The organism is Anaerobiospirillum sp. NML120448, assembly GCF_023050945.1.
Taxonomy (GTDB): Bacteria; Pseudomonadota; Gammaproteobacteria; order Enterobacterales; family Succinivibrionaceae; genus Anaerobiospirillum.
In genome coordinates, this window is record NZ_JALKIM010000003.1 from 16,189 (window position 1) to 42,337 (window position 26,149).

General features: G+C 39.1%; 16 protein-coding genes. 5 read left to right on the forward strand and 11 right to left on the reverse strand.

The features are described from left to right. The first annotated feature begins 2 nt into the window (after positions 1-2). Positions 3-1,772, forward strand: a complete 1,770-nt coding sequence (locus tag MXE38_RS01080; RefSeq protein ID WP_246910182.1) for a diguanylate cyclase — start codon at positions 3-5, stop codon at positions 1,770-1,772. Positions 1,773-2,256: 484 nt separating this feature from the next. Continuing rightward, complete coding sequence (locus tag MXE38_RS01085) at positions 2,257-3,528, forward strand: ATP-grasp domain-containing protein (RefSeq protein ID WP_246910184.1); 1,272 nt, start codon at positions 2,257-2,259, stop codon at positions 3,526-3,528. A 65-nt stretch (positions 3,529-3,593) separates the two neighbouring features. Here MXE38_RS01085 and hemH read toward each other — a convergent pair whose 3' ends face one another. The 11 genes from hemH to MXE38_RS01140 form a co-directional block, all read right to left on the reverse strand. Next, positions 3,594-4,604 (reverse strand): ferrochelatase, encoded by a 1,011-nt coding sequence (gene hemH / locus MXE38_RS01090; RefSeq protein WP_246910186.1) that lies wholly within the window; start codon positions 4,602-4,604, stop codon positions 3,594-3,596. A 231-nt stretch (positions 4,605-4,835) separates the two neighbouring features. Next, entirely contained in the window at positions 4,836-5,657 is an 822-nt protein-coding gene (locus MXE38_RS01095; RefSeq protein ID WP_246910188.1) for a formyl transferase, read from the reverse strand. Positions 5,658-5,741: 84 nt separating this feature from the next. Further along, positions 5,742-7,511, reverse strand: a complete 1,770-nt coding sequence (locus MXE38_RS01100; RefSeq protein ID WP_246910190.1) for a DUF4910 domain-containing protein — start codon at positions 7,509-7,511, stop codon at positions 5,742-5,744. Between the two features lie 109 nt (positions 7,512-7,620). Continuing rightward, complete coding sequence (locus tag MXE38_RS01105; RefSeq protein WP_246910192.1) at positions 7,621-8,244, reverse strand: formyltransferase family protein; 624 nt, start codon at positions 8,242-8,244, stop codon at positions 7,621-7,623. 192 nt (positions 8,245-8,436) lie between these two features. After that, the gene (locus tag MXE38_RS01110; protein WP_246910195.1) at positions 8,437-9,339 is read right to left on the reverse strand and encodes a flagellin; all 903 of its coding nucleotides are present in this window, start codon (positions 9,337-9,339) and stop codon (positions 8,437-8,439) included. A 101-nt stretch (positions 9,340-9,440) separates the two neighbouring features. Further along, the gene (locus MXE38_RS01115; RefSeq protein ID WP_246910197.1) at positions 9,441-10,343 is read right to left on the reverse strand and encodes a flagellin; all 903 of its coding nucleotides are present in this window, start codon (positions 10,341-10,343) and stop codon (positions 9,441-9,443) included. 321 nt (positions 10,344-10,664) lie between these two features. Further along, positions 10,665-11,576, reverse strand: a complete 912-nt coding sequence (locus tag MXE38_RS01120) for a flagellin (protein ID WP_246910199.1) — start codon at positions 11,574-11,576, stop codon at positions 10,665-10,667. A 102-nt stretch (positions 11,577-11,678) separates the two neighbouring features. Beyond that, positions 11,679-12,584, reverse strand: coding sequence for a flagellin (locus tag MXE38_RS01125; protein WP_246910202.1), 906 nt, complete (start codon positions 12,582-12,584; stop codon positions 11,679-11,681). A gap of 103 nt (positions 12,585-12,687) precedes the next feature. Continuing rightward, on the reverse strand, positions 12,688-13,608 hold the full coding sequence (locus MXE38_RS01130) for a flagellin (protein WP_246910205.1): 921 nt from the start codon (positions 13,606-13,608) through the stop codon (positions 12,688-12,690). A gap of 175 nt (positions 13,609-13,783) precedes the next feature. Then, positions 13,784-14,134 carry a hypothetical protein gene (locus MXE38_RS01135; protein WP_246910207.1) on the reverse strand — a complete coding sequence of 117 codons (351 nt, stop codon included), beginning with the start codon at positions 14,132-14,134 and terminating at the stop codon, positions 13,784-13,786. A 120-nt stretch (positions 14,135-14,254) separates the two neighbouring features. Continuing rightward, positions 14,255-17,992, reverse strand: a complete 3,738-nt coding sequence (locus tag MXE38_RS01140) for a hypothetical protein (RefSeq protein ID WP_246910209.1) — start codon at positions 17,990-17,992, stop codon at positions 14,255-14,257. A 718-nt stretch (positions 17,993-18,710) separates the two neighbouring features. On the opposite strand from MXE38_RS01140, the gene MXE38_RS01145 reads away from it, so the two are divergent. From MXE38_RS01145 to MXE38_RS01155, 3 genes are read left to right on the forward strand one after another with little or no spacing between them, the layout of a single operon-like run. After that, on the forward strand, positions 18,711-20,390 hold the full coding sequence (locus tag MXE38_RS01145) for a DUF3375 family protein (RefSeq protein ID WP_246910211.1): 1,680 nt from the start codon (positions 18,711-18,713) through the stop codon (positions 20,388-20,390). Between the two features lie 30 nt (positions 20,391-20,420). After that, positions 20,421-21,347, forward strand: a complete 927-nt coding sequence (locus MXE38_RS01150) for a DUF4194 domain-containing protein (RefSeq protein WP_246910214.1) — start codon at positions 20,421-20,423, stop codon at positions 21,345-21,347. 14 nt (positions 21,348-21,361) lie between these two features. After that, positions 21,362-25,915: an SbcC/MukB-like Walker B domain-containing protein gene (locus MXE38_RS01155; protein ID WP_246910217.1), complete on the forward strand. Its 4,554-nt coding sequence runs from the start codon at positions 21,362-21,364 to the stop codon at positions 25,913-25,915. The last annotated feature ends 234 nt before the right edge of the window (positions 25,916-26,149 follow it).

A 26,149-nucleotide genomic window follows, 5' to 3' on the forward strand; every position in this document is an offset into this window, starting at 1 on the left:
CCATGAACAATAGTCAGAATACAAAGCCAAACTTACTTGATGGCAGGCAGGTTCCTGGCTATTGGATTTTTAGGGGTGACACTAGAGAGTTTATGCTGGATGAAAACTGCGCTGCTAGTTTCGGCATAAATAAAATCAATGTTTGGATTTCTCAAGATGAAATCTTAGAGCACATTACTCTGCGTAATATGGAGCGCTTCTTTAGAGTAATGGACACTCATGATTTAGGTAGCATTATTTTTGAGGATGTTTTAATTACTCGTGGCCCTAATGCAGGAAAGGCCTATGTGATTAATGGATCGGTGTTAGCACGTTTTTCTGATGGTAAAGTAAAACATGCTACAGGCTATATGGTTAATGCTCAAAGTACCTTCTCTGAGTTTATTGCTCGTGAAATTGCTGGAGATGATTTCTTTTCCTGGGATTTTGAAACCAACCGTTTTAGATTTTCAGCAAACTATTGCCATTTATTAGGCTATGATGAACAGGAATTTCCTCAAACTTGGGAACAGTGGGCTAATATTGTTCATCCTGACGATAGAGATATGATGGCTGTAGAGCGCCATATTATGGAATCTCCTCGTTATGGCGATAGTTTTGAATTTTGCCTGCGTTTACGTCATTATGATGGCCACTATATTTGGACTATAGGTAGGGGTATTGTTTTAGCCCGTAATGAGCAGGGCTATGCCCTCAGTTTGATTGGTAGCTTTTCTGATATTAATCTGGTGCAAGATAATTTCGATAATATCAAGCAAATGCTCTATACCGATACTCTAACAGGTCTGAAAAACCGCTCTTATTTCCAAAACAATAGCGCTAAGTGGCAAGATGAAAAGGTTAAGCCTATAGGTGTAATTTATGCTGACGTTACAGGCTTAAAAATCACTAACGATGTATTAGGCCATGCCGATGGTGATATTTTGCTCCTGACCGTAACAGAGGCTTTAACCACTGTTATTACCCGTCCATGCGATATTATGCGTTTAGCTGGTGACGAGTTTGTGGTTATTATGACCAATTGTGACGAGCATGAATGTAAGGCCTTAATGCAAGAGTTGATTGACTATATAGACCGCCATAACAGTTCACAAAATGTGATGCCAACATTTGTGGGCTTTGGCTGTGCTTGGCTGGGCGAATTAGAACAAGACACCTTACATGCTACTATTGAGCGTGCTGATGTGCGTATGCAGGCTTATAAAGATGCCCATCGTAAAGAAAACTATGCTCAGCTAAAAGTTTATTTAGAAAAACGTAAGGGTCGCCCTGTTTCTATGCGTGATGGCCGCCGCTTAGAGTACTATTCTCAACAAGAGCGCGATCAAATGCACAAATCAACCCAAGAGACAGAGCAAAAAGAGGTCGAGGTTTCACCAACCTCAGCTCTAGAGCAAGCTCAAGACTTGAAGTTTAACCCATCTCAACTCCCAGACTACAACAAAGAGCTCTCTGCTGCGCAAGCTCAAGCAATTACTAAAACCAACAGCGCCACAGAAGCTAAAACAAGCCCAGATCCTGCCACTGTCGTTACCCACAGTGCTAAGGACGCTGCCTCTGTGTTTAGCGCAGCTCTATCACCAGCTCAAGCTAACAGGCCGTCCCAAGAGCCAGAACAGCTGCCAGCGCAGGAGCAGGCGCAAGCTCAAGCGCAGGCGCAAGCTCAGGAGCCTAAGAGCAGTGCAAGCTCAAACTCAGAGCAAGAGGCTAATACTACTGGCCTAAGCGCTCCAAGCATTGATATCAACAATGTCTTTAAAAAGCCGTATTAGAAGTTACCAAAGGCTGAAAAAAGCTATTAGTACTTTATAAGGCCCAATACCATTGGGTCTTATTAGGTAAAAATAGTATCTTTAGCAAAGATCATGGCAAGCTCTTAGTGCCATAGCTGCCTATTACTATTGCGGCAAGCTGTTGTTTCACCACGGCGATAAAAAAACGACATCCATCTAACTAACAACATTTGCAAATAAGTTTATTTGGCGCATATTTCTACAGTATCATATAAGCGTATATATAAAGGAAAGGTGATGTAGTAGGTTCAATTACTAGATCACATGCAATTTGCGCATCAAGATTTGTGCCTCGTGAATTATTGGTCATGAGCACTCTTTTTCGATGCTAGCAAACATAGCCCCCATGATAGGTATAAGACTATTAGTTTAACTATTAGTTAACAGTAGGGGGCTAGTGTATATAGAGGAAATAAATGTTGTTTATTGGAAAACAAAGAGTGCATCTCTTTAAGGATGCGCTATGAGTACTATTTGCCCTATTGAACGGTCGCAGCCTAAAGTTTTGGTGCTAGGCGCAAGTGCTGAGTTTGTACCATTTTTAGATAGGCTTATGGAAGAAGGCTTATCGGTAGTTTGTTTTGATAAAAATATTGCGCTACCTAATGATTACGTTGAGCTGCACAAAGACCAGCTTACTTGCTATCCTATTGATTTTTCTGATACGCAAAAAGTAATAGAGATAGTGGCTAAAGAACATATCTCTCATTCTATCGCTCTTCCAGTAGGGCGTGCTCTAGTTCACTTAGGAACCATTAATGAGCAATGCCATATTGCTGGCCCTTCTTTTAAAGCAATTGATACTTTAACTGATAAAAACAAATTTCATGAATTTTGTAGTCAGTATAAGCTCAATGATTGCCCTTATGTATTGCTAGAAGATTGCTCAATTGAGCAAAGAAAAGCAAAACTTGACCTTATAGAAAAAACTTTAGGCTATCCCATGATTATCAAGCCAACCTATGGCTCAGGATCATTAGGCGCAGCATTGATTAATAATCGCCAGGAGCTTTTAGCCTACCAGGCTCCAGAGCGCTTTATTAACGACACTTTGTTAGTAGAAAAATATATTGATGGCACTGAATACAATATTAATACCTTTGTAGATGACAAGGGGGTGTGCCATATTTTAGCTCTCTTCCAAAAAGATATTACTAAACCGCCTTATCGCCAGGAAACAGCGTATTACGTAGATGACTATTCCAAAGATGGTCTTAAGCTCTTAGAGCTCTTTAATGAAGTGGCTAAATTACTGAATTTAAAGTCATGTTTCTTATCAGCAGATGCCTTTGTAGGAAAGGATAATAAGCCTTATATTATTGATATTTCCCCTCGTTTAACAGGCAACAATGTTTTACAACTTATTTGCTACTTAGGAAACAATCCTTTAGCTGTGTATAAGCGCTGCGTAGTGGATAAAAAAGAACTGGTGCTTAATAAGACTATTAAGCCAGCTTGTGTACGCTTCTTTGATTTTGATAAAGAAATAATCTATGGCCGCAACCAAGAGCAAGCTAAAGATAATGATTTTGGTAAGCTAAGTGCTGTCTTTAATGAGCAAGAGCAAAAATTGGTAGTAGATTATGAAAATAATCTAGTATTAGGGCAAAGCTATGGCACTATGACCTGTGGCCATGACATATATCGAGGCTTTATCTTTGTAAGTTGTGATAATTTAGCCCAGGCTGATGAGCTAAGCCGACGCTATGTAAAGTCACTCGAGCGTGGCAATTAGCAATAACCACCCCAAAAAACAAAATGCGACATTCTCACAGTAAGATATGTCGCATTCTTTTAATACTACAGCTTAGTTGCGTGATTTAACAGTAAATCAGCCATCAACTTTACTTGTTCATCGGTAGCATTAAGACATGGAACATAAGTAAAGCTCTCTCCTCCATGATTTAAAAACTGCTCTTTCAAATTAATATCTAAATCATAAAGGGTTTCTAAACAGTCGGTGCTAAAGCCTGGTGCTAGTACCACTAGCTTATTAACGCCTTTAGCTTGAATATCATCAACATGATCCTCGAGGTATGGCTTAAGCCAAGGCATTGGGCCCATCTTGCTTTGGAAAGCTACCGAGTAACGCTCTTTTGGTAAACCTAATTCTTTTACAATAGCGTTGGTAGTAGCGCTAGTTTCATTGACATAAGGATCACCCATTGTAATGTAGCTTTGAGGCAAGCTATGGTAAGTAATAAGTAAGTGGGTGCGCTCGTCTTCTAAATGGCTCTTAGCCATTTGAGCTACAGCCTTAATGTAAATGTCATTAGTTGGGTAGCTATGAACAATAGATAAATTGGCCTGAGGATTGGTATTCTTTAAATCCAATAACTCTAGGCGAGGACGCTTAGAGGTAGTATCAGAGTATTGAGGAAAAAGCGGAATAACAGTGATCTTGTTAATGCCCTGATTTAAAAAGTTTTCAGCAATAGCACTAAGACCCTCACCTGTATAAGCATAAGCAGGAACAACTGTATACTCAGAGCTAGGGTCAGAGGCTAGCTCGTCGTTATCTTTAGGGGATTGAGGTAAGTTTTCCAGATATGCTTTGAGCTTAGAGCATAAAAGCTCCATATCAGCTAAATAAGGGTTTTTGCCATCAACAAAAATTTTTTGGTAACGGTCAACTAATCGAGCTGGACGAGAGCGCAAAATCATGGTCTGTAAAATAGGCTGCCATAAGAATCTAGGAAGTTTTACTACTAACTTATCAGATAAGAAGCGGTTTAAAAAATCCCTGGTACAGGCAGGAGTTAAGGTATCAGGTGATCCTATGGTATATAAAATTACAGCATGCTTACTCACAAATGCACTCCTTGACCGAAATTAACATAATAGCTGACTACTAAAACAAAACGCCCTCATTGTGCAGCTTATGGTTAATTAAAACAAGTTTTGTAATAGTTTGTAATGTACTTAATTGAGCTTAATCACGCTTTTACCTATCAAACTAGCCCTAGTGGTTAGGCTAAAGTCAAAAAAGCCCACTTATCCTGATACAGTTAAATGGGCTTAGGGAGTAGTAATTTTGTAAACTTAAATCTTAATTTGCTCGCTTAGAGCATTAACTAGCTTAGGCTTACGTCCTTTAAGCTCACCATTAATGGTGAGATTTACAATATTATCCTGATAAAAATCATAAATCAGTCTTAAGTGCTCTGGTCGCCAGTCATTACTCATCCAAACTTTTCCTGAGCTCTTTTGAACAATACCTTGAGGTAGATGGTTGTAGTCTAGATCTTGGAGGAAAGATACTAGTTTTTTGGTATAAAACTGTACGGTACGACCAGCTACCATGTGTAAAGTATCATCTTTAGTCAAATCATAGCCTGTCTGGTAAATTACTGAGCCACCATCAATAAAGTCAGTAGTCTCATGTAAAGTCATACCAGTCATTTCAACTTCCAACATATAGCTTGGCCAAAAATGAGTGGCCACGCCTCTATAGTCAGGAGAGAAGCCTCCATGGGTATTCCAAAAGCGACAAGTGGCTACACTGGCCATTAGTTCGGCGCTAAGCTTATGACAGCCATAAGATAGAACTAAGCTTGGCTTTTGAGCTTGTAAAAAGGCAATAACCTTATCAGAGTTAAGCTCACTTTGCTCTACAGTTAAGGTAGGGATAGAGCTTACCTTGCTACAAGTGCCAAAGAAGTGCTCCTCAGCCTCGGCACGAGCCTTAAAGTGATGATTGGTAAGGGTGGCCAGGTGTGCATCCAACACGCCAAAATCATCAGCAGTCTGAATAAAAGGGGCTCGTTTTTCGTAAATAATGCCGCAAACTTTGCCACTGTTACAAAGCTCATGAGCAAAGTATAAGTGACGTGGATGGTCTCCAGTAATGATAACAACAGACATGAGGGCAATTCCTTAAATGATGCAGTATTAACTGTAAGACTCTCATATTATTAGCTAACAATGTTTTAGCAATTTAGTTTAAGCTTAAGTTGATGGTCTTAATACGCCACCCTTATCAAGATGTTCAATCAACTCAATAAGATCGAGGGGGCTTACTTGAGCAAAAATAGCTAATTCATCGATAGTAAACGATCCATCGCTCATATTAAGCAGAGTGAGTAAGGTTTCGAAACTATTAATACGGCTATTACGAGCAGCTCTTACCTTAGGACAATTAATATCAGGATATAAACCACGTTTGCCTAATTGTGGCTCACAATAAACGCTAATACATGGTTTTTCATCATGTCTCTCTAAATATTGCAAACATCGGAAAATACCTAAGGCTGAATCTACAATACTATCTAAAGAGAAAATACTTTGGTTGTCATTAGAAGTATGGTACTCATAATAGCTAGCATATTGGGTACGGGTTACTTGTACCATAGGTAGATTTAGTAAAGCTGAGCAATATTGGCGCTCATCAGAGCCAGAGGTTGGACTAAAACGACGAAGAGAAATGCGATCTTTACAAGAATTTGCCAAGGTTGCCAGAGAATTATCAATATCGTAGCTGTAGTTAAATTGATACTGACTACCATGAGGTACTACACTGTCTAAATCATGATAATTAGGGCACCAAAGGACGTCATACATCCTATCACTTTGAGCATACAAGGATAGTTTTTGCTCATCAGAGATATTTTTATCAAAAAGCTCAGGACAAATATAGCTTTCATTTGATTGATTGTTTTCACACGACTTAATCTCTGTACTAGTAGCTTTTTGTAAACTCTTGGTGAGTTCTTTTGCCTTAATGGAGCCCTTATTGGTATTAACTTGAGTATTAAGGTGCTGCTTATTGTCCTTTAATTGCTCAAGATAGGCCTTAAATTCATCAATCATACTCTGTCTGGTCATTTTAAAGGACAGAGGAAGCTCTAAGAAGTTATGCTCATAGCTCTTAGAAATAGCATCTACTAATTCAAAATAAGGTTGTTCTAAATTAATAGGCTGGATATTCTTGGCAATAGCATCAAGATTTTGGGTGTGAGTATTATAAGGAGAGGCAATGCAGGTAAGTACCATGCCATAAGAGAGCTTGTCTTTAAGCTCTTGAGCATGTGCAGAAAGGTAGCAAATAGCACCAATGGTTTCTGGATTAATTACAAAGCGATAGGTGTATTTGCGATTAGGCATGGCCTTTAGTAAGTGGTACAAAAATACTTGTCCAATAGGCCCTGACAGCTCATTATTCATCATGTTTGGATGGCATAAATAAGCTGATATCTGTACTATCTTATCGCTTTGTCCTGGTAGATCACATACACCAATCTTTACAGCACCTTGATCACTCTTAATAGTATCAATTTCAACTATATAGCGATCGTCACAGAGCTGCTCTCTTTGGTTGTGGCTTAAGCAAAAGCCCCATCTCTTATTGTAATAAGAGAAAACATAAGGAATAGCACTAGGATTTTTAGGGTCAGAGTAAAGATGCTTTTGTAACTCGTCTAAACTTACCTCGCCTTTAAAAGGCTCAGAATAGTTAACGACATGCATTGGGTTAACATCAGTATCAAGAATGATATTGCCCTGTAAATCTTTTAAAGTAGCTCGATTTAGCGTCCAATATTGAGGTACTGTCCAATCAAAAACTTGGCTGCCACAAGGATACTCCTCAATCTTAAAAGGAATATAACGCTGCAAAATAGCTAATGATTGCTCGTAGCCTACGCCAGTAAGCGAACGGCATAAAGGGAAAAGCTCATCAAATAGAGCTTGAGGATTAAGACAGGACATCACTTTGTTCATGAGTTTAAATTGAGGCTAGTGAAAGAACTAATACACATTAATCAAGATACATATTGCCTACCATATTATACTAATTGCCTCAAAAATGATTAGCTGCCATAAACTATGGCTAATCTGCCTGATAGATTTTTACGATGTATTTGTGATTGTCTTTGTAAAAGAAGGCAGGGTAGTTATCGTTATCCACAACACGTAAAAGGTTAAACTGCTCATTAATACTCTTGTTGATATCAAGCTCACTATCTTGAGCATTGCGCTTGCGATAAAAGCTCTCTATGCCTGACTGCTCAGTAGCTGTAATGTTTGGATAGCTATTAATAAATTCTTGGCATAAATCGATACAGGTTTGTGCCTGTATGGCTCTAATCTCATCATTGAGCTCATAGCCAGTCAATTTAACTGTCTTTTTCAAATAGAAAGGTCCGTTATCGGCACTTGCATCAGCTTCAAAAAGAGTAAAGACTATCTCGTTCTTTCCCTCTAAAATTTGCCAAGCAATAGGAGCCCAGCCTTTACCTTGAGGTAAATCAGCTGCATGCACTACGATATTGTGCTTATGCTTGGATAGAAATTCTTGACTAATGATGCGGTGATAAGAAAGAATGAACACAGTATCGAAGTCATTTGGGATGTCTTCATGCTTGAAAAACAAAGGGATATTGGCATCAGAGGAAAACTTCTCTGCATAGCTAATAAACCACTGGTTAGGAGAGGTTAATAAGCAAAACTTCATATAAAAACTTAAATCTTTAGGGCAAGTACAAAGACAAGGAATTTAATCGAAAGCAAATACAATTAAAAACTTAATAAGACTATAAAAACTAAGAAGGCCCCCACATAATTTATGTAAGAGCCTATGTATATAGAGGTAATCGGTTATAAATCAGCGTTTAAACTGATTTTTAAGTCTTACTGATTCTTACAATTAGCCTAACATTGAGAGAGCTAATTGTGGACGGCTGTTAGCCTGCATTAACATGGAAGTAGCAGCTTGCTGAATGATTGACTGCTGGCTTAAGTTTGCAGATTCCTCAGCAAAGTCAGCGTCACGAATACGGCTGCGAGCGTCAGACTGGTTAGCAGCTACGTTAGACTGGTTGCGGATTGAGGACTCAAGACGATTCTGGATGGCACCTAAGCCTGAGCGTTGGTTATCAACTTTAGCGATCATTGCATCCATAAGATCAATTACTGCTTTAGCCTTAGAAGCTGCACCTAAAACAACTTTACCAGCTGAGAAGCCAATATTTGCATTACCTGCAATAGCTGCTGATACGATCTTACTGAATGTAAAAACTCCAACACTAAATGAAATTTCATCCTTATTGTTAGCACCAACCTGAATGTTCATTTTGCCACCTTTTGAACCATTAGCTTGAGTGCCGTAAATAGTGTCAGCGCTTGATGCACCATTAAGAACAGTCTTTCCACCAAACTTTGTTTGTTGTGCAATACGGGTAATTTCAGCTTGAAGAGATTGTGCTTCTGCATTTAATGCATCACGATCTTCTTTAGTATTGGTGCCGTTAGCAGATTGTACAGCTAAAGTACGAATCTTTTGAAGCATATTTGAGGTCTCATCAAGAGCACCTTCAATGGTCTGAGCTAAAGCAATACCATCATTAGTGTTACGGTTACCTTGATTTAAACCGTTGATTTGAGTGGTTAAACGGTCAGCAATTTGTAAGCCTGCTGCGTCGTCTTTAGCAGAGTTAATACGCATGCCAGAGCTTAAACGCTGGTAAGTAGTGGTTAATTGGTTCTGAACGTTATTTAAATAGCGGCGGCCATTTAGGGAAGAAACGTTAGTATTTACATAAACTGCCATAATTATGCCTTCTTATTAACTTTATATAGTTGGTTTTAAAAGGCATGAACTAAAATAGGTTCATGCCTTCTATCCAAAATTAATTTGGATATTTAATTAAATTAGCCAAGCATTGAAAGGGCTAATTGTGGACGGCTGTTAGCCTGCATTAACATAGAGGTAGCAGCTTGCTGAATGATTGACTGCTGGCTTAAGTTTGCAGACTCTTCAGCAAAGTCAGCATCACGAATACGGCTGCGAGCGTCAGACTGGTTAGCAGCTACATTAGCTTGGTTACGGATAGAGGACTCAAGACGATTCTGGATGGCACCTAAGCCTGAACGTTGTGAATCAACATCAGCAATCATCTTGTCCATCATGTCAATAACATCTTTAGCAGCACTGGCAGTGCTAAGAACAACAGCACCTGCATCGAAACCGTCGCCGCCATCAGCGCCAGCTCTTTCTGCAATAACACTAAATTTCATGTTATTTACAGTAAATGAAATTTCATCTCCATTATTAGCGCCAACTTGTAAGGTAACAGAGCCTTTTTCATGTGTAGCACCTTGAGCTGCTGTATTGTAAATAGAGCCAGCAGTAGCGCCAATTAACATATGTTTGCCACCGAACTTGGTATCTTCAGCAATACGAGTAATTTCTTGTACTAATGAATTAGCTTCCTTGCTTAGAGCACCACGGTCATCAGCAGTATTGGTGCCGTTTGCTGCTTGAACAGCTAAGGTACGAATTTTTTGGAGCATATTAGAGGTTTCATCAAGAGCACCTTCGACGGTCTGAGCAAGGGCGATACCATCGTTTGAATTACGGTTACCTTGATTTAAACCATTGATTTGAGTGGTTAAACGATCAGCAATTTGTAAGCCTGCTGCGTCGTCTTTAGCAGAGTTAATACGCATGCCAGAGCTTAAGCGCTGGTAAGTAGTGGTTAATTGGTTCTGAACGTTATTTAAATAGCGGCGGCCATTTAAGGATGAAACGTTAGTATTTACATAAACTGCCATAATATTCGCCTCTTATGTGCATAGTAGAATAAAGACATGAGCAAAATGATTAAAACAAACTACAATCTCATGCCTTCAAATAACAGCAATAACTGCTAGAAGAGATTTGCTAAACAAATCTTTATATAAGAACTAAGGCAGTGCTAAATCCGAAGAAGAAGTATGTTTAGAACTTTTTAAAGATTTAAACGTTAGCTATAAATTAAATAATAAGAATAAATAAGGCCCCCACATAATTTATGTAAGAGCCTAGGTATATAGAGGTAATCGGTATAAAATCAGCGTTTAAACTGATTTTTTAAGTTCATCTGACTCTTACAATTAGCCTAACATTGAGAGAGCTAATTGTGGACGGCTGTTAGCCTGCATTAACATAGAGGTAGCAGCTTGCTGAATGATAGACTGCTGGCTTAAGTTTGCAGACTCCTCAGCAAAGTCAGCGTCACGAATACGGCTGCGAGCGTCAGACTGATTAGCAGCAACGTTGGACTGGTTACGGATAGATGACTCAAGACGATTCTGGATAGCACCTAAGCCTGAACGCTGATTATCAACCTTTGCAATCATAGCATCCATAAGGGTGATTACTTCTTTAGCACCAGAGGCGGTATCAAGATTCAATGAATTTACATTTTGGTTAACGCCCTTTGTACCTGTAGTGCCTTTAACCTGATCATAAATTCCCTTGAATGTAAAATAGCCTACATCAAAAGAAATTTCATCCTTATTATTAGCGCCAACTTGAAGTGTCATTTTGGCACCTTTAGATGCCTTATCAGCCTGAGAGCCATAAATGGTATCTGCACTGGTTGCGCCATTGAGAATGGTCTTGCCACCAAACTTAGTTTGCTCAGCAATACGAGTAATTTCAGATAATAATTGGTTGCCTTCGCTTTGAAGTGCGGTGCGATCTTCTTTAGTATTGGTACCGTTAGCAGACTGTACAGCTAAAGTACGAATCTTCTGAAGCATGTTGGTGGTCTCATCAAGAGCGCCTTCGATGGTCTGAGCTAAAGCAATACCATCATTAGTATTACGGTTACCTTGATTTAAACCATTGATTTGAGTGGTTAAACGGTCAGCGATTTGTAAGCCAGCTGCGTCGTCTTTAGCAGAGTTAATACGCATGCCAGAGCTTAAGCGCTGGTAAGTAGTAGTTAACTGGTTCTGAACGTTGTTTAAATAGCGGCGGCCATTTAAGGAAGAAACGTTAGTATTTACATAAACTGCCATAATTATGCCCTTCTTATTAACTTTATATAGTTGGTTTTAAAAGGCATGAACTCAAATAGGTTCATGCCTTCTATCCAAAATTAATTTGGATATTTAATTAAATTAGCCAAGCATTGAAAGGGCTAATTGTGGACGGCTGTTAGCCTGCATGAGCATAGAGGTTGCAGCTTGCTGAATGATTGACTGCTGGCTTAAGTTTGCAGACTCTTCAGCGAAATCAGCATCACGAATACGGCTACGTGCATCAGACTGGTTAGCGGCAACATTAGCTTGATTGCGGATAGAAGACTCAAGACGATTCTGGATGGCACCTAAGCCTGAACGCTGGTTATCAACATAAGAAATCATCTTATCCATGAGATCGATAACAGCCTTTGCACCAGAAGCAGTCTGTAATTGAAGTCCGTTAGCAGCAGTGAAAGCTGTTTTGTTGGTTTTATCAACAGCACTTAAAATCGCAGAGAATCTGAAGTTTGAAACGTCAAAGGAGATTTCATCCTTATTGTTAGCACCAACTTGTAAAGTAATCTTTCCTGCAGTGTGAGTTGCGCCTTGTGCTGCTGTGTTGAAAATAGAGCCAGCTGTTGCACCAACTAAAACAGTCTTGCCACCAAACTTTGTCTGGTTTGCAATACGAGTGATTTCGGTCATTAAAGAAGTGCCTTCAGCCTTTAAAGCTTCACGATCTTCTTTGGTATTGGTGCCGTTAGCAGACTGTACAGCTAAAGTACGAATCTTCTGAAGCATGTTGGTGGTCTCATCAAGAGCACCTTCAATGGTCTGAGCTAAAGCAATACCATCATTAGTGTTACGGTTACCTTGATTTAAACCATTGATTTGAGTGGTTAAACGGTCTGCGATTTGTAAGCCAGCTGCGTCATCTTTTGCAGAGTTAATACGCATGCCAGAGCTTAAGCGCTGGTAAGTAGTGGTTAACTGGTTCTGAACGTTGTTTAAATAGCGGCGGCCATTTAAGGAAGAAACGTTAGTATTTACATAAACTGCCATAATTATGCCCTTCTTATTAACTTTATATAGTTGGTTTTAAAAGGGCATGAACTCAAATAGGTTCATGCCTTCTATCCAAAATTAATTTGGATATTTAATTAAATTAGCCAAGCATTGAAAGGGCTAATTGTGGACGGCTGTTAGCCTGCATTAACATAGAGGTAGCAGCTTGCTGAATGATAGACTGTTGGCTTAAGTTTGCAGACTCTTCAGCGAAATCAGCATCACGAATACGTGCACGTGCATCAGACTGGTTAGCAGCTACGTTAGACTGGTTGCGGATTGAGGACTCAAGACGATTTTGGATGGCACCTAAGCCTGAACGCTGGCTATCTACCTTTGCAATCATTGCGTCCATAAGGTCAATAGCAGCTTTTGCGCCTGATGCGGTGCTTAATAAAACAGCAGTAGCGTTAGCTGCCTTGGTAGCATTACCACCGCCAGCACCCTTAACTTGACCTAAAATGTCTTTAAAGGTAAATGCAGCAACATCAAAAGAAATTTCATCTTTGTTGTTGGCACCTACTTGAATAGTCATCTTAGCGCCTTTGCTTCTATCAGCTGTAGCAACTTGAGAGCCATAAATGGTATTTGCACTGGTTGCACCATTTAATACAGTCTTGCCACCAAACTTGGTTTGCTCAGCAATACGGGTAATTTCAGCAACTAAAGCAGTGCCTTCTTTTGCTAAAGCAACACGATCATCTGAGGTGTTGGTGCCGTTAGCAGATTGTACAGCCAAGGTGCGGATCTTTTGGAGCATATTGGTGGTCTCATCAAGAGCACCTTCGATGGTCTGAGCTAAAGCAATACCATCATTAGTATTACGGTTACCTTGATTTAAACCATTGATTTGAGTGGTTAAACGGTCAGCAATTTGTAAACCAGCTGCGTCGTCCTTTGCAGAGTTAATACGCATGCCAGAAGATAAGCGCTGGTAAGTAGTAGTGAGTTGGTTCTGGACGTTATTTAAATAGCGGCGGCCATTTAAGGAAGAAACGTTGGTATTTACGTAAACTGCCATAATTATACCCTTCTTATTAACTTTATATAGTTGTTTAAAGGCAAGAACAATTAACAGCTAATGCCTTTTATTAACTCACCAGCTTGAGGGGGGGGGTATTTGCTTAAGCAAAACTTACAGCAGAAATAAAATTTGCTGATTACCACTCAAAATCTCTTGCGGTGATTTTTTGTGCTTACATAAATTTTATCGCCACTATTGTCATAGTTTTTTTTTTTTTTTCAAAAACCGTGCCAATAAGATATATAAGCCATTTATGAGTGATCTCTAGATATTGAAAACTGTATCTATTCCTACTGATTAAATATTTTTTTATAAAAATTGGTTTTTTGTAGACAGTTTCCGCTTTACTCATCAAAACTTTTCCTGAGCTATTTTGAACAATACCTTTAGAGAGATTGTTATAGTCTAGCTCTTTGAGGAAAGAGACTAGTTTTTTGGTATAAAACTGTACGGTACGACCAGCAACCATGTGTAAAGTATCATCTTTACATACTTCTCTATGAGCTTTCAGATCTTGGTACATAATCAAAAAGGCCTCATATTAATAAGGCCTTTAGATAGTTTTTAGAGTACGTTTTTAGCTTGCATCTACATGCTCTTTGATGTGAAAAAGAGTATGAGTTTTAGCAGGGCTCGCTGGGCCTTATATATGCTCAAGATAATCTTGCAACTTGTTAAAAGACTCTATTTGCTCTTTAGTAAATTTTTGCCTAAAGAAGTTCTTAATATAGATCATTTGAACCTCACGCTCACCGCCTGCGTTTTCCATACTGGAAGCCAAGCCTAAGGCAACTTGTGCAATTAACTGTTGTTGATCAATGGACAATTTGTTGAGGTCAATATCAAATTGATCACGCAAAACATCATGAAGCCAATTAGCAAACACAGAGTTATCTTTATCTTTAATCCAACTTGGTTTGCGTCTAAACCAGCTTGGGGTGCGATTTTCCTCTATGCATAATCTTCTTATATTAGATAAATCATGCTTCTTAGAAGTAGGATTACTATTAGAGAGCTTAAAGATTTCCTCTTCACTTGGAGCATAAGCCTCTAAGTTTTGCTTAGGTCTAAAAGTAGTGGTGTTGTAGCCTTTGCTAGAGCGAATATCATTGCTAATGTCCTCATACAAAGAGCTTGATGGCTTATTAGCAGTAAATACTCGAGGGGCAGTCTTTGGTGGAGTATCTAAATCATTACTCTTATGCTGTATATCATTGTATTGACGTTGATTTAAATACTTATATGGCTTTTGTGGGCTACGAGTAATGGACAGTCCACTATTAGCATACTTATCATACTGCTCACTTAAGCCTAAATTAGTTAAGCTACCTTTCTTATTAGCAGAAATATTGCGCCTTAATACAACAACAGTATTTCTGTTGTTGTTATTGCCACTGCCACTGCCACTGCTAATGCTATTAGCACTAGAATGCATATTTCTTGCTAAAGAATTGCTATTACCATGAGCTGAGCTTGCCCCTAAATTAGAAACGGATCTATAGCCAGAACCAGAACCATAGCCAGAGCCAGAGTTTGAGCTTTGCCTAATGCTTGATGAGGAACTTTCAGTAAGATAGCTTTCTGGCTGATGGCTTGTTTGAGAGGCTATAGTTTGCGCACTCTCTAAACTACTATTAGCATTTAATGTCTGAGAGTTTGGTTTTAAGCCGCTGTCAGGATTACTGATAGAGCTTTGACTTGAGCTTTGCTCCATAGCCTTAGTTTGTTCGTGCTCTGGTTTAGTAGCAGTCTCAAGCGGCATGTCTGGCTCGAATCTATCCTTAATGTCTTGGTTAGATTGATCTCTATTGTCAGATGCTGTAGTTGACGCACTCTCTAAACTGCTATTAGCATTTATTGCCTGAGAGCTTGGTTTTAAGTCGCTGTCAGGCTTACTGATAGAGCTTTGACTTGAGCTTTGCTCCATAGCCTTAGTTTGTTCGTGCTCTGGTTTAGTAGCAGTCTCAAGCGGCATGTCAGGCTCTGATCTATCCTTAATGTCTTGGTTAGATTGATCTCTATTGTCAGAAGCCATAGTTTGCGTACTCTCTAAACTGCTATTAGCATTTAATGCCTGAGAGTTTGGTTTTAAGTCGCTGTCTGGATTGCTAATGGAGCTTTGACTTGAGCTTTGCTCCATAGCCTTATTTTGTTCATGCTCTGGTTTAGTAGCAGTCTCAAGAGACATGTCTGGCTCTAATCTATCCTTAATGTCTTGGTTAGATTGATCACTGCTTAACTCATAGCTTTCTTGTGAAGCTGGTTCGTTATTTTGATTTGCAATGGCATCACTTTCTAACTCGTTCTCAGAATCAAAACTTTCAGACAAGGTTAAGTTGATATAGTCTTCAATAGTCTCAAAGCCATCATAAAAGCAACAAATTAGCATGGCCTCTAAAGCAAATATCTTTTGCTCCTGCAAATTTCCTTGTGCTAAGAACATGGCAAAGGAAAAGTAGTTAACAACTTGTTGTTTAAGACTATCTTTTAAATATAGCTCTTTTGCATCTTCATAAAGATGGTATTCATTGAGTTTATCGTGGACGAATTGAATGAACTTAGCTTTACTCTCTTCATCAAGCATATGCTCGCTCAAAGACACAATGGAACTAAGATTAGTTTTAAGAAGTTCCATAGCCTTGGCTTTTTGTAAAGAGTAGTGTTGTAAATCCTCAATATAGTTGTGTTGCTCGGCTGTAAATTGCTTAAATGCATTATAAACAACCTTATTAACGCTACTATCTCTAATGTTAAGGCGATTAACCGTTTCTTGCGCATAATCATAGTCTTGCTCAGGGTAATTATAAGAAGAACTACCAATATCAGAGCTATTTGAGTGCTGTGTATTTGATGCTTGATTGTCATTTAAGCCATCAGACTCTTTAATCTCATTTAAGTAAGACTTAATGACAGCTGTTGATGAATAGGCATCATCAAAACACTTAAAGTACAGACAACCAATAATGGCCTCTAACGTGAAAATCTGCTGCTCATAGCGGTTTGGATTAATATGAGAGATAGCCCATGAAAAAGCATAAATGGTTTGCAACAATATCTCATCTTGCTTTTCAATTTTTTGAGCAGCCTCATAGAGTTTGTTCTGCTTTAGACCATCACGAACAAAGTCCTCTAAGGGTTTTTTAATATTTTCACTCATGTTGGATAAGCCAACTCGACTTAGGGATCTGATGTTCTTTTCTAAATACTCCAAAGCCTCTAATGCTGATTTATTAAAGTAGCTAACATCAAGTAATCTAAAGTTATTGCGATTGCTTGATAAATTCTCATAAGCACTCTTAATACGTTCTTCTTCATTTTGACGAACGATAATAGACTCTTGAGTTTGAGTTTGAGCTGAGCGTTGCTCTTGCTCTTGAGCCTTGGCTAGGGACTGAGCTCGGGCATGCTCTTGCTCTTGGTATAAAGTAGAGCTTGTATCTTGTGTATTAGCAAAGCTTTGAGAGCCATCTTTTTCTTTATAGTGGCTTTCTAATGACCAATCGCTAATTACTGGTTCGTTTACTGTGTCAGATAGTGCCTTGGCAGGAGATTGTTTTGGCGTTGCACTAACACTATCTTTTGCTGTTGTAGGGCTGATTCTTTGAGTTGCTAGTTCTTTGTTGCCAGAAACAATATCTTTCTTGGTGTCAGAGCTTAAGCTGTCATCAAGCTTATTTTGGTTTGTGCTTTGAGTGTTTAAAGTTGTAGCTGGTGTTTGCTGGGTAGGTAAATTGCTATTTTCTTTATTGCCGTTATTATGAGCTGTAGATTGTGACTGTAACTTGGCAGAATCAACTTCTGATTTTAACGATATTTCATCGTAATTAGAGCAGCTTAAAGCAAGGTTTCTATTATTTACCTGCAAGTCTTCTGTATAGTATTCGCTTCTAAACTCAAAAATGCTCAGGATATTTATCTGATTATCTAATATTTCAGCGATCTTGTTTGAGCAGTAACCTTCTACATTATGCTTAAAAGCGCTTTTTTTAGCTAAAAGACACACAATAGCACAGGCAAAATTGTATTGTTCTCTAATGGAGCCTTTTTTATACTCAATTGCTTTAGCAGCGGCATTTGCGGCTAAACAAACAAAGTGCATATTGTTAGGATTAATTAGCCTTGTCTTAAGACAATTATTGGTTAATAGAGCCTTAAAGACAGTGCTATAAAAGATCGTTTGTTCTACCTTATCTTTAGCAAAAGATGGGCTTTGTTGGGCATTAAAATAAGAAGGGACTTCAATAGCAGATTGATAATACAGCGCATACTCTGGGATGGATGAGTAAAGATCTTGTAACTTATAAAGGTTTGGCTTAAAAAAGCGATAGATACGCCATACAATAATTAATAAGACAAAAGTTATCCCAAGAAATGCAACCATTTAACTGCTTACTCCAAACGCCTGTTTCAGAAATAATAATAATAATAATTATAGCATATAGATATTAAGCATAGGGACGGAAACGTACTAATTACGGGATTATCCTCACAATGAAATAAGTATTTTTTTAATGTAATCACAAAATTTTGAGTTGTGACAACTTGGTTTTAGAGATTGGTTGAAAAGATCAAAGCTTTGCTCAAGATGTTAACAAAAACGTGAAACTTTATTTTGAATGATAGAGGCTTAAATCGTATTAGAGTCTGGTTTTTAGTCGACATGGGAAAAGCATTGAAATGAGCAATACTATGAGGTGCGGGCGTTTAAAGTTTTGATTTATAGGTGCTGGGGGATTTAGGGGGTGATGATAGATAGCTTAAGGATAGTGTGGAAGATCGCACAATTTTTACATGGTTAGTATAAAAATGATATAATGTACATTTTGCAAAAGTATAGAATCCAACCTGATTTTTAAAAGAGTTTATTGCATTTAGAAGTGCTTTGGTTGGGTGTTTTGCTTTTATAACTTGCTCATTAAAAAGTGCTTAAGGCAGATGAGCGGGCGTTGTAATTGGGGCTGTAGGCATATTATAAGTCTATTAGCTTAAGCTGATTATGTTTGGTTTGGTAAGGGGCTGTTAAGGTCGTCTTTTTTAAGGAGAATGATGCGATTTTCCTCTTGTTATAAGTAACAAGGTGATGTCTCGCAAATTGATTTATGGATATCGATTATCGTTTCTTTGTCTCCCACAGAGCGAATAATGCTGCGTGGAATTTGCTCTGTGCTAATAATGCACCAGTGATTTTAACTTTTGTGCATGAGGCTTATATTAAGCAGTCTCGTACTAGTGCCCCTGAGTCTGAGTTAGTAGAGATTTTAAAGGACATTATTTTCACTATTAATGGTGGATATCTCAATGTTGAGAGTAGTTCTTTAGATAACAGTAATTTCTACCAAGAATATTTGGAAGAATCGGGTGCTGATGTCGATAGCGTGCCACAAGAGGCTAGTGCAGGTAGCGAGGGTTTCGATGGTAGCGCTAATGGTGCTATGCAAAGTGCTATGTTATCAGCCCAAAAGATAGCTGAGCGTAAGAAGAAAGAAGAAGAGCGTTTAAATAGCGCAGAGCTTAAAGACGATCCAATTTACTACTTACGCCAATGGTCATCAGAGTCGCTACGCTACTTTTACTGTGAGTATGATGGTCAAACAGGTACTGAGCCTTTATACAAAATTACTCCAGAACTACAAAAAGCCTATTCTTTTGTAGTGAGCATGAATGAGTACTCTAATAACTTTGTGCCAACAGAGTCCCGCTTTAAAGAAATTTTAGAGATTTTAAAAGAAGTTCATATGAGTACTGAGGGCAATGCCCAAATGTACTTGGACGATTTATTAGCACAAAGAGCTGCTTTAGATGAAAAGATTGAAAAGGCCAAAAAGGGCGAAGTTATCAGTCTTTCTGACTCACAAATTCGTGAGCGTTTCTTACAGTTCCAGCACGATGCCATTGAGCTTTTAGACGATTTTAGGCAGGTAGATGCTAACTTGTGTAATCTTGATAAGGAGATTATGCAAGACATCTTAAACTGGACAGGCCCTAGAGGCGAGTTGTTAGATAAGTACTTTGATCAAAATGAATACATTGAAAACACTGATCAAGGTCGCTCAGTAAAGGCATTCTCTCGTTTATTGCTGTCATCCTCTGATGATGAGCTAATTATGACGAGAATTGACAACTTAATTAACCATAAAGCTGTTGCCTCTTTGCACAAGGACGAGCGTATTCATAATATCCATGATTCATGGCTAAATGCTCGTTTAAACATTGAGCGCATTATGGGTGCCTCAACTAAGCGTATTAAGAGCTTCTTACAGCCTGCTAATTTAGATGCTAATCGTTTCTTAAAAGAGCGTATTAAATCCATCACCCAAAAGGTTTCCGATTTAACCAAAGAAGATGGTTTAGAGGTATTGCCGCCAGAGTTATTTGAGCTTGAAATACCAAGAGCAGAAATTAATTTGCCATATGATCGCCCATTGGCCTCAGTATCAGATCGTTTAGAGTTTAATACTGAAATTAAAAAGGACGAATTTAAGGCTGATGACCATAAGCTCTTTGATCAAGTAGTGGTTAACCCAGAGTTGTTAGCTAGCCGTATTAGTGAGTTTATGGATAACGCTGACGAGGTCGATTTATACGACATTGTGCAAAAGTATCCTTTAGATCATGGTATTACCGAGCTTACAACCTATGTGAAGTTAGCTATGCTGGGATTTGACCTTATCGAAGATCCTGATCGCTACGATCTCTATCGCTGGGAGGCATTAGACCCTGATGGCAATAGAGTAGCTCGTGTTGCAAAGTTAAAACATCTTACTTTAAAGCGCCGCTAATGGTGTATTTCTCTGATTTTGGGAAGCTATATGTCAATCTATGATGAAAATGGTGCTAATAACAATCAGCACAATGGACAAAATTATCCTGAGCTCTTAGGTCAGCTAGAAACAAATAAGGGCGGTGAACATGGCTATGCAGATGGCTTTACTTTAAGTCCTGCCTCCTCATATGAGGATGATATGGCTGGTGAGTATAGCGATGAAGACCAGTCTGTAGAGGCGGTTGAGTCTGCTGAGGCAGCTGCTGCTGCTAATGCTAGCAGTGCTAAAAATACCACACGTTTAGTGAAGCCTGGTGCTTTAGTAGTATTTTTATTAAAGAACTACATTGATCGTGAAGACGATAAGGTTTTATTTGAGTCCTTAATCCGTCAAGAGCGTGAAGTTGAGGAATTCTGCCGTCGTCTATTCTTACGTTTAGTAGTAGACCAGGACGCAGGATATGCTTATGTACGTTCCTTAACTGATGAAGAATTGCCTACTGATGCAGGCCAAAGACCTCCTCAGCTATTAAGCAAGCGACCATTACCGTTTTATGAGAGCTTTATGCTTATCATCTTACGCCAAAGACTATTAGAGTTTGATATGTCAGGACAATTTGGTCGTTTAGTATTAGAGCGCTCTGAGATTATTTCTTTAGTAAAAACCTTTGTACATAACATTACCAATGAGAAGCGTTTAGACGATAGCTTAAACAAGGCCATTGATAACTTATGTTCTTTAGGTTTATTAGGTAAGAACAATTCTGGTAACAGTGCCAGAAAGGAAAATAAGCTCTTAGATCGTATTGAGATTAAGCGCATTATTAGTGTGATTGTTACCCCTGAAATTCTCAAGCAAGCTGATGACTTGTTAGACAGCTATGTTAAGCACATTCAAGATGGTGGTCGTGCTAAGAATCGCCTTACTACCGAAAATGATGCTTCTTATGACTTTGGCTCTTTAGAGGACTAGTACAGGTTTTATTTATGCAAGATCAATCTTTAATTGGTGATGAGCCTATGGCTAAGTCTAATATGGGGGCATTAGAGCTTGATTTTAGCTCTAATGAAGCAATTGAGATTCAAAAGGCAAATGAATCCCATACCACTAGCGAAGGCGGTGATGGTGCTAGCGATAGTGCTAGTGCTAGTGCCAGCGCTGGTGCCGATGCTACTAAGATGGTAGAGCAGGAGAATGCTCAGGAGCAGGGTGTTGCGGATGCAGCTGATGCAGCAGGGGCCGCTGTGGCTGCTGGGGCCACTGAGGCCGCAGTAGTTGCTGCAGGGGCAGCTGAGCAAAAGGGCAGTGAACAGATGGTTGAGGTTGGAAGTGATAGCTTGCTTGAGATTGCAGATGGGCAAGATGTACTTTCTTTATCTCAAGAGGAAATTGAGCGCTTTGCACGTCGCCCTGTTAATGTCGATGGCTTTAGATTAGAGCGTGTTGATGTTTATAACTGGGGTAGCTTTAATAATAACGTTAAGACTGTATATTTTGGTGGTCAAAATGTACTTATGACTGGTGATAACGGCGCTGGTAAGTCTTCTATTATTGATGCTATCACTGTATTGTTATATGACGTAAAGAAGATTACTTTTAACCAGGCAGCAGGTGCTGAGAAGGGTGAACGTAATCTGGCATCTTATGTGTTAGGTCTTTATAAGAACGACAATAGCTCTGGCGTTAAGACTGAGCTGGGTTTACGTTCTAAAGATAAAGCAGTATTAACCATTATCATGGCATCTTTCTACAACCAAAAGTTAGATGAGCATGTAGTGTTAATTCAGTGCTTGGTCATGATGAAGCCTAAGACCAGCCCTTCACGTTATTACTTTATTGCCAATAAAGACTTTAACTTACAGCAAGATATCTTGCCTGTTAAGGATATTCGTGAGCTTGGTGCAAAGCTTAAGAAGCTCGGTGCTACTCGTTTTGACCAATTTGGTGAGTACTATAGCCAGATGCAGCGCCTCTTTGGTATTGAGAATACCAAAGTTTTAGACCTGTTCTATAAGACCATTTCCATGAAGTCAATTAGCAATATTTCTGACTTCGTACGCAAGCAAATGCTTGAGGACTTTAATGGTGATGAGTTAGTAGAGCAATTAGTTGAGCGCTTTAATGACCTTGATGCCTCCTACAAGAGCGTAGAGGAGGCTAAAAAGCAGGTTGAAGCTCTAGAGCCTATTTGCCAAAAGGGTGAAGAGTATAAGAGCATCCAATCTCAAATTGAGTTTTTACAAAAGTGTGATGCGGGTGCTCCTCCATACCTTTACAAGAAAAAGTCTGAGTTCTTACAAGTAGAGATTGAGAAGAGCCAAGAGCGTATTGCCCAGCTTAACAGTGAGACTCAAACTATCAATGCTGATCTTGAGCGCCTTGATAATCAAATTATTGAGGCTAAATCAGAATTAGAGCAGCAAGGTGGTCACCGCTTAGATAGCTTAAATCAGGATTTAAAGCAATATCAGGCTGATAGAGACCGTATCCATAACGCTTATGAGAAGTTTAGCCGCTTATTAGCTCAGGTAGGTATGCCTCCTGTTGATACTCAACAGAAGTTTAGTAAGTTACATACTGATCTTAATGCTCTGCATAACAATTTAGATGAAAAGTTAAATAGCTTTGAGAATCATACTGCTGAAAGAACAGTGGAGCTCGATAAGCTAACTAGCCGTCTTAATGAGTTAGGCACTGAGATTAGCTCTTTAGTTAATAGAAAAAACAATATCCCTGCACGTTATATTGATATTCGTAAAGAGATTGTTTCCCATATTGGCTGTAAAGAGAGTGACTTGCCTTTTGCTGGTGAGTTAATGCAAATCAAGGCCGAGGAAAAGGCGAAGTGGGAATTAGCTATTGAAAAGGTCTTACATAGCTTTGCTATTTCCATGTTGGTACCTGAGCAATACTATCGTGCTGTAACTGAGTATGTTAATAAGCACGATTTAGGCATGCGCTTGGTATTCTTCCGTATTAAAGAGAATGACTTTAATAACAAGAATACTATCAACACTTCCTTGGGTTCTCAGTTTGCCGGTCAGCTTAATGGCTTTGGCCGTCGCAGTGGTTCTGAAACTTTACCAAGAAAGATCGAGATTAAAAACGATCCTACTTTCCAAAATTATTTAAGACAGTTTTTAGAGCGCTCTTATAACTTTGTTTGTACCGAAGATCTTGATGAGTACCGTCAAGAGCGTATGGCTTTAACCCCATCAGGTATGAACAAGACTGGCGGACGTAACGAAAAGGACGATAGACGTAGCCGTACAGGCAATGATTATGTCTTAGGTTGGACTAACGAAGATAAGATTAAGTTATTAAAGAGCGAATTTAGCGCACTTAATAATCAGCATATTACTGCCAAAGAGGCTCTTAAGAACTTAAGACAGGAACGTGCTACTATCTCTAATCAGATTACTGTCATCAAGAACTTACAAGATTATCAGTCTTACAACCAGATTGATTATCAAAGCATTGATGAGCGTATTGCCCGTGTTAGGGATGAAATTGCTGAGTTGCAACGTACCAATGATGTATTTGCTACCTTGCAAAAGCGCTTAGAGCAATACAACCAAGATCGTATTATCTTACGTGAGCGCCTCCAGACTAATTCTAAAGAGTTAGGTCAGGTGCAATCTCGTAATGAGACCAATGTGCGTGAATTTCAAAACGCCATGGACTTATCTGAGCCTGTTAAGTTCTTAAGCGACAACATTAAGCACGGTGTTGAAAAGTTAATTGAAAATGCCTTAAGACGTCTTCGTCACTCTACCTTAGAGTATGAGTATATTGACGTAGTTATGTCTGAGGTACAAAACAACTTAAAGCAAGAAATTGGTAAGCTTAAGTCCAATGAGTCTAGCATTGCTCAAGAGCTGGTTAATATGCAAAGCCGCTTTAGCCAGACCTTTGTTGTGGCTGCTAGAAATCTTGATGCTTCTCGTGCTGCTGCCTGGGAGGACTTTAAGGTCTTCTTAGATAAGTTAATGACTGATGATTTACCACGCTTTGTTGATGCTTTTAAGGACAAGCTCAATCGTGAGACCATTGATCAGCTCGGTACTTTAAATGCAGCTTTAATTACTCATTGCCGCAAGATCAAAGAGCGTATTGCTGATATTAATATCATCATGAAGGATGTGGACTTCAATGTGGATCGTTATATCCAAATGGAGGCCCGTGAAAATCCTGATGTAGAAATTAAGCAATTTAGAATTGACCTACGTAACTGCACTAGCACCTCTAATGCTGACGGTAGCTTAGAAAATGCTGAAAGCCGATTCTATCAGGTTAAAGCCTTGATTGACCGCTTTAAGGGTGAAGTTAACGGTGCTGACATTGATCGCCGCTGGAGAAATAAGGTTACCGATGTTAAGCAGTGGTTCGATTTTGCAGCCTCTGAGCATAGCCGCATAGATGATAGTCAAACTGATTACTATGAGGATTCAGGTGGTAAGTCTGGTGGTCAGAAAGAAAAGCTTGCTTATACAGTATTAGCTTCTTCTATTGCTTATCAGTATCGCTCTAAAGCCCGTCAAAAGGGTGGTCTATTAGTTAATAGCGCACTTGATAGTGGCATGAGCGTAGATGAAGTACATGGACAGCAAGATAATTCTTCATTATCTTATAACTACGCTGATCGCTCTTACCGCTTTGTAGTTATCGATGAGGCCTTTGGTCGTGGTTCTCCACAGTCTGTAGACTATGCTTTAACTTTATTTAGTAAGTTTAATTTGCAGCTGTTAATTGCTACCCCAATGCAAAAGCTCGATATTATTGAGAAGTATGTTAACCATGTAGCTTTTGTTTATCGTGATGAAGAAAGTCACGAGTCTACAGTAGTTAACTATGAGCTCGATGATTACATTATTAAGCGTAAGCTTAAAGAGCAGGTAGCAAAAGCTCCGTTCATGAGTGCTAATGCTAAGTCTCAAGGCGATGCTATTAGTGCTTTAAGTGCCGAGGAGGCAGATGAGCTCTATCAGAAGCTGGATGAGCGCATTTTAAATGAGCAAGGCAAGTTTGCAGGCCCTCGAGCCACACCAGATATTAGTGATGATGCTAAAGCCATTATTACTAAGAGTGCTACTAAGGCCAAGGGTAAAGACCAAGCTAAAGGCCAGTCAGACAGCCAAGAAAATAGCTCTGAGTTGACTCAACAGTCAATGTTAGGTTCACTCTTTAGCGATGACGATATGGTAGAGGCACAACCTCAAACTCAGTCTAAGTTAAAGGATGCTCAGGGTCATTATTTTGATGCTGAGGCTTATGCTACTAAGATTAAAGAACAGCGCAAGATTAGTGAGCAACAGCGTACTGAGGCCGCTTTATCTAAACTTGATTTCTTAGAGTCATTACATCAAGAAGCTCTAGTGGAAGATGAAAATGACGTGGTGGTAGGCGTAGTTAGTGACGAGGAAGTTGAAGTTGCTAATGTAAGTAAGCCAAAACGCTCTAAGAAAAAGAGTGAAGAGGAAGAAGAGCCTAAATATGCCCATTCTCTTGAGGACTTAATGGTCATCGAAGAAGATGAGTAGGCTCATTAAATAATAAGCAATAGGCACCTAATAAGTATTGTTAGGTGCCTAAATTTTAATAAAGCTACTAATGAGCAGCGGTTCAATAAGCAATTTGGCAGCTCTTAGCCAAACCAACTCAAGTTACAAAGCTAGCCAAGCCAATTAAGAGCAAGCTGTTTCCAGCACTAACAAGCTCTGCAATCTACGCCATGCTCTGCAAAGCCAAGCTCAGTCAAGCTTTGCCATGCTTCT

Excerpts from the sequence above, each read along its gene's own strand:
- MXE38_RS01080 (WP_246910182.1), top strand. The coding sequence starts at position 3 with ATGAACAATAGTCAGAATACAAAGCCAAACTTACTTGATGGCAGGCAG.
- MXE38_RS01085 (WP_246910184.1), top strand. The coding sequence starts at position 2,257 with ATGAGTACTATTTGCCCTATTGAACGGTCGCAGCCTAAAGTTTTGGTG.
- MXE38_RS01095 (WP_246910188.1), bottom strand. The coding sequence starts at position 5,657 with ATGTCTGTTGTTATCATTACTGGAGACCATCCACGTCACTTATACTTT.
- MXE38_RS01100 (WP_246910190.1), bottom strand. The coding sequence starts at position 7,511 with ATGAACAAAGTGATGTCCTGTCTTAATCCTCAAGCTCTATTTGATGAG.
- MXE38_RS01105 (WP_246910192.1), bottom strand. The coding sequence starts at position 8,244 with ATGAAGTTTTGCTTATTAACCTCTCCTAACCAGTGGTTTATTAGCTAT.
- MXE38_RS01110 (WP_246910195.1), bottom strand. The coding sequence starts at position 9,339 with ATGGCAGTTTATGTAAATACTAACGTTTCTTCCCTAAATGGCCGCCGC.
- MXE38_RS01115 (WP_246910197.1), bottom strand. The coding sequence starts at position 10,343 with ATGGCAGTTTATGTAAATACTAACGTTTCATCCTTAAATGGCCGCCGC.
- MXE38_RS01120 (WP_246910199.1), bottom strand. The coding sequence starts at position 11,576 with ATGGCAGTTTATGTAAATACTAACGTTTCTTCCTTAAATGGCCGCCGC.
- MXE38_RS01125 (WP_246910202.1), bottom strand. The coding sequence starts at position 12,584 with ATGGCAGTTTATGTAAATACTAACGTTTCTTCCTTAAATGGCCGCCGC.
- MXE38_RS01130 (WP_246910205.1), bottom strand. The coding sequence starts at position 13,608 with ATGGCAGTTTACGTAAATACCAACGTTTCTTCCTTAAATGGCCGCCGC.
- MXE38_RS01135 (WP_246910207.1), bottom strand. The coding sequence starts at position 14,134 with ATGTACCAAGATCTGAAAGCTCATAGAGAAGTATGTAAAGATGATACT.
- MXE38_RS01140 (WP_246910209.1), bottom strand. The coding sequence starts at position 17,992 with ATGGTTGCATTTCTTGGGATAACTTTTGTCTTATTAATTATTGTATGG.
- MXE38_RS01145 (WP_246910211.1), top strand. The coding sequence starts at position 18,711 with ATGGATATCGATTATCGTTTCTTTGTCTCCCACAGAGCGAATAATGCT.
- MXE38_RS01150 (WP_246910214.1), top strand. The coding sequence starts at position 20,421 with ATGTCAATCTATGATGAAAATGGTGCTAATAACAATCAGCACAATGGA.
- MXE38_RS01155 (WP_246910217.1), top strand. The coding sequence starts at position 21,362 with ATGCAAGATCAATCTTTAATTGGTGATGAGCCTATGGCTAAGTCTAAT.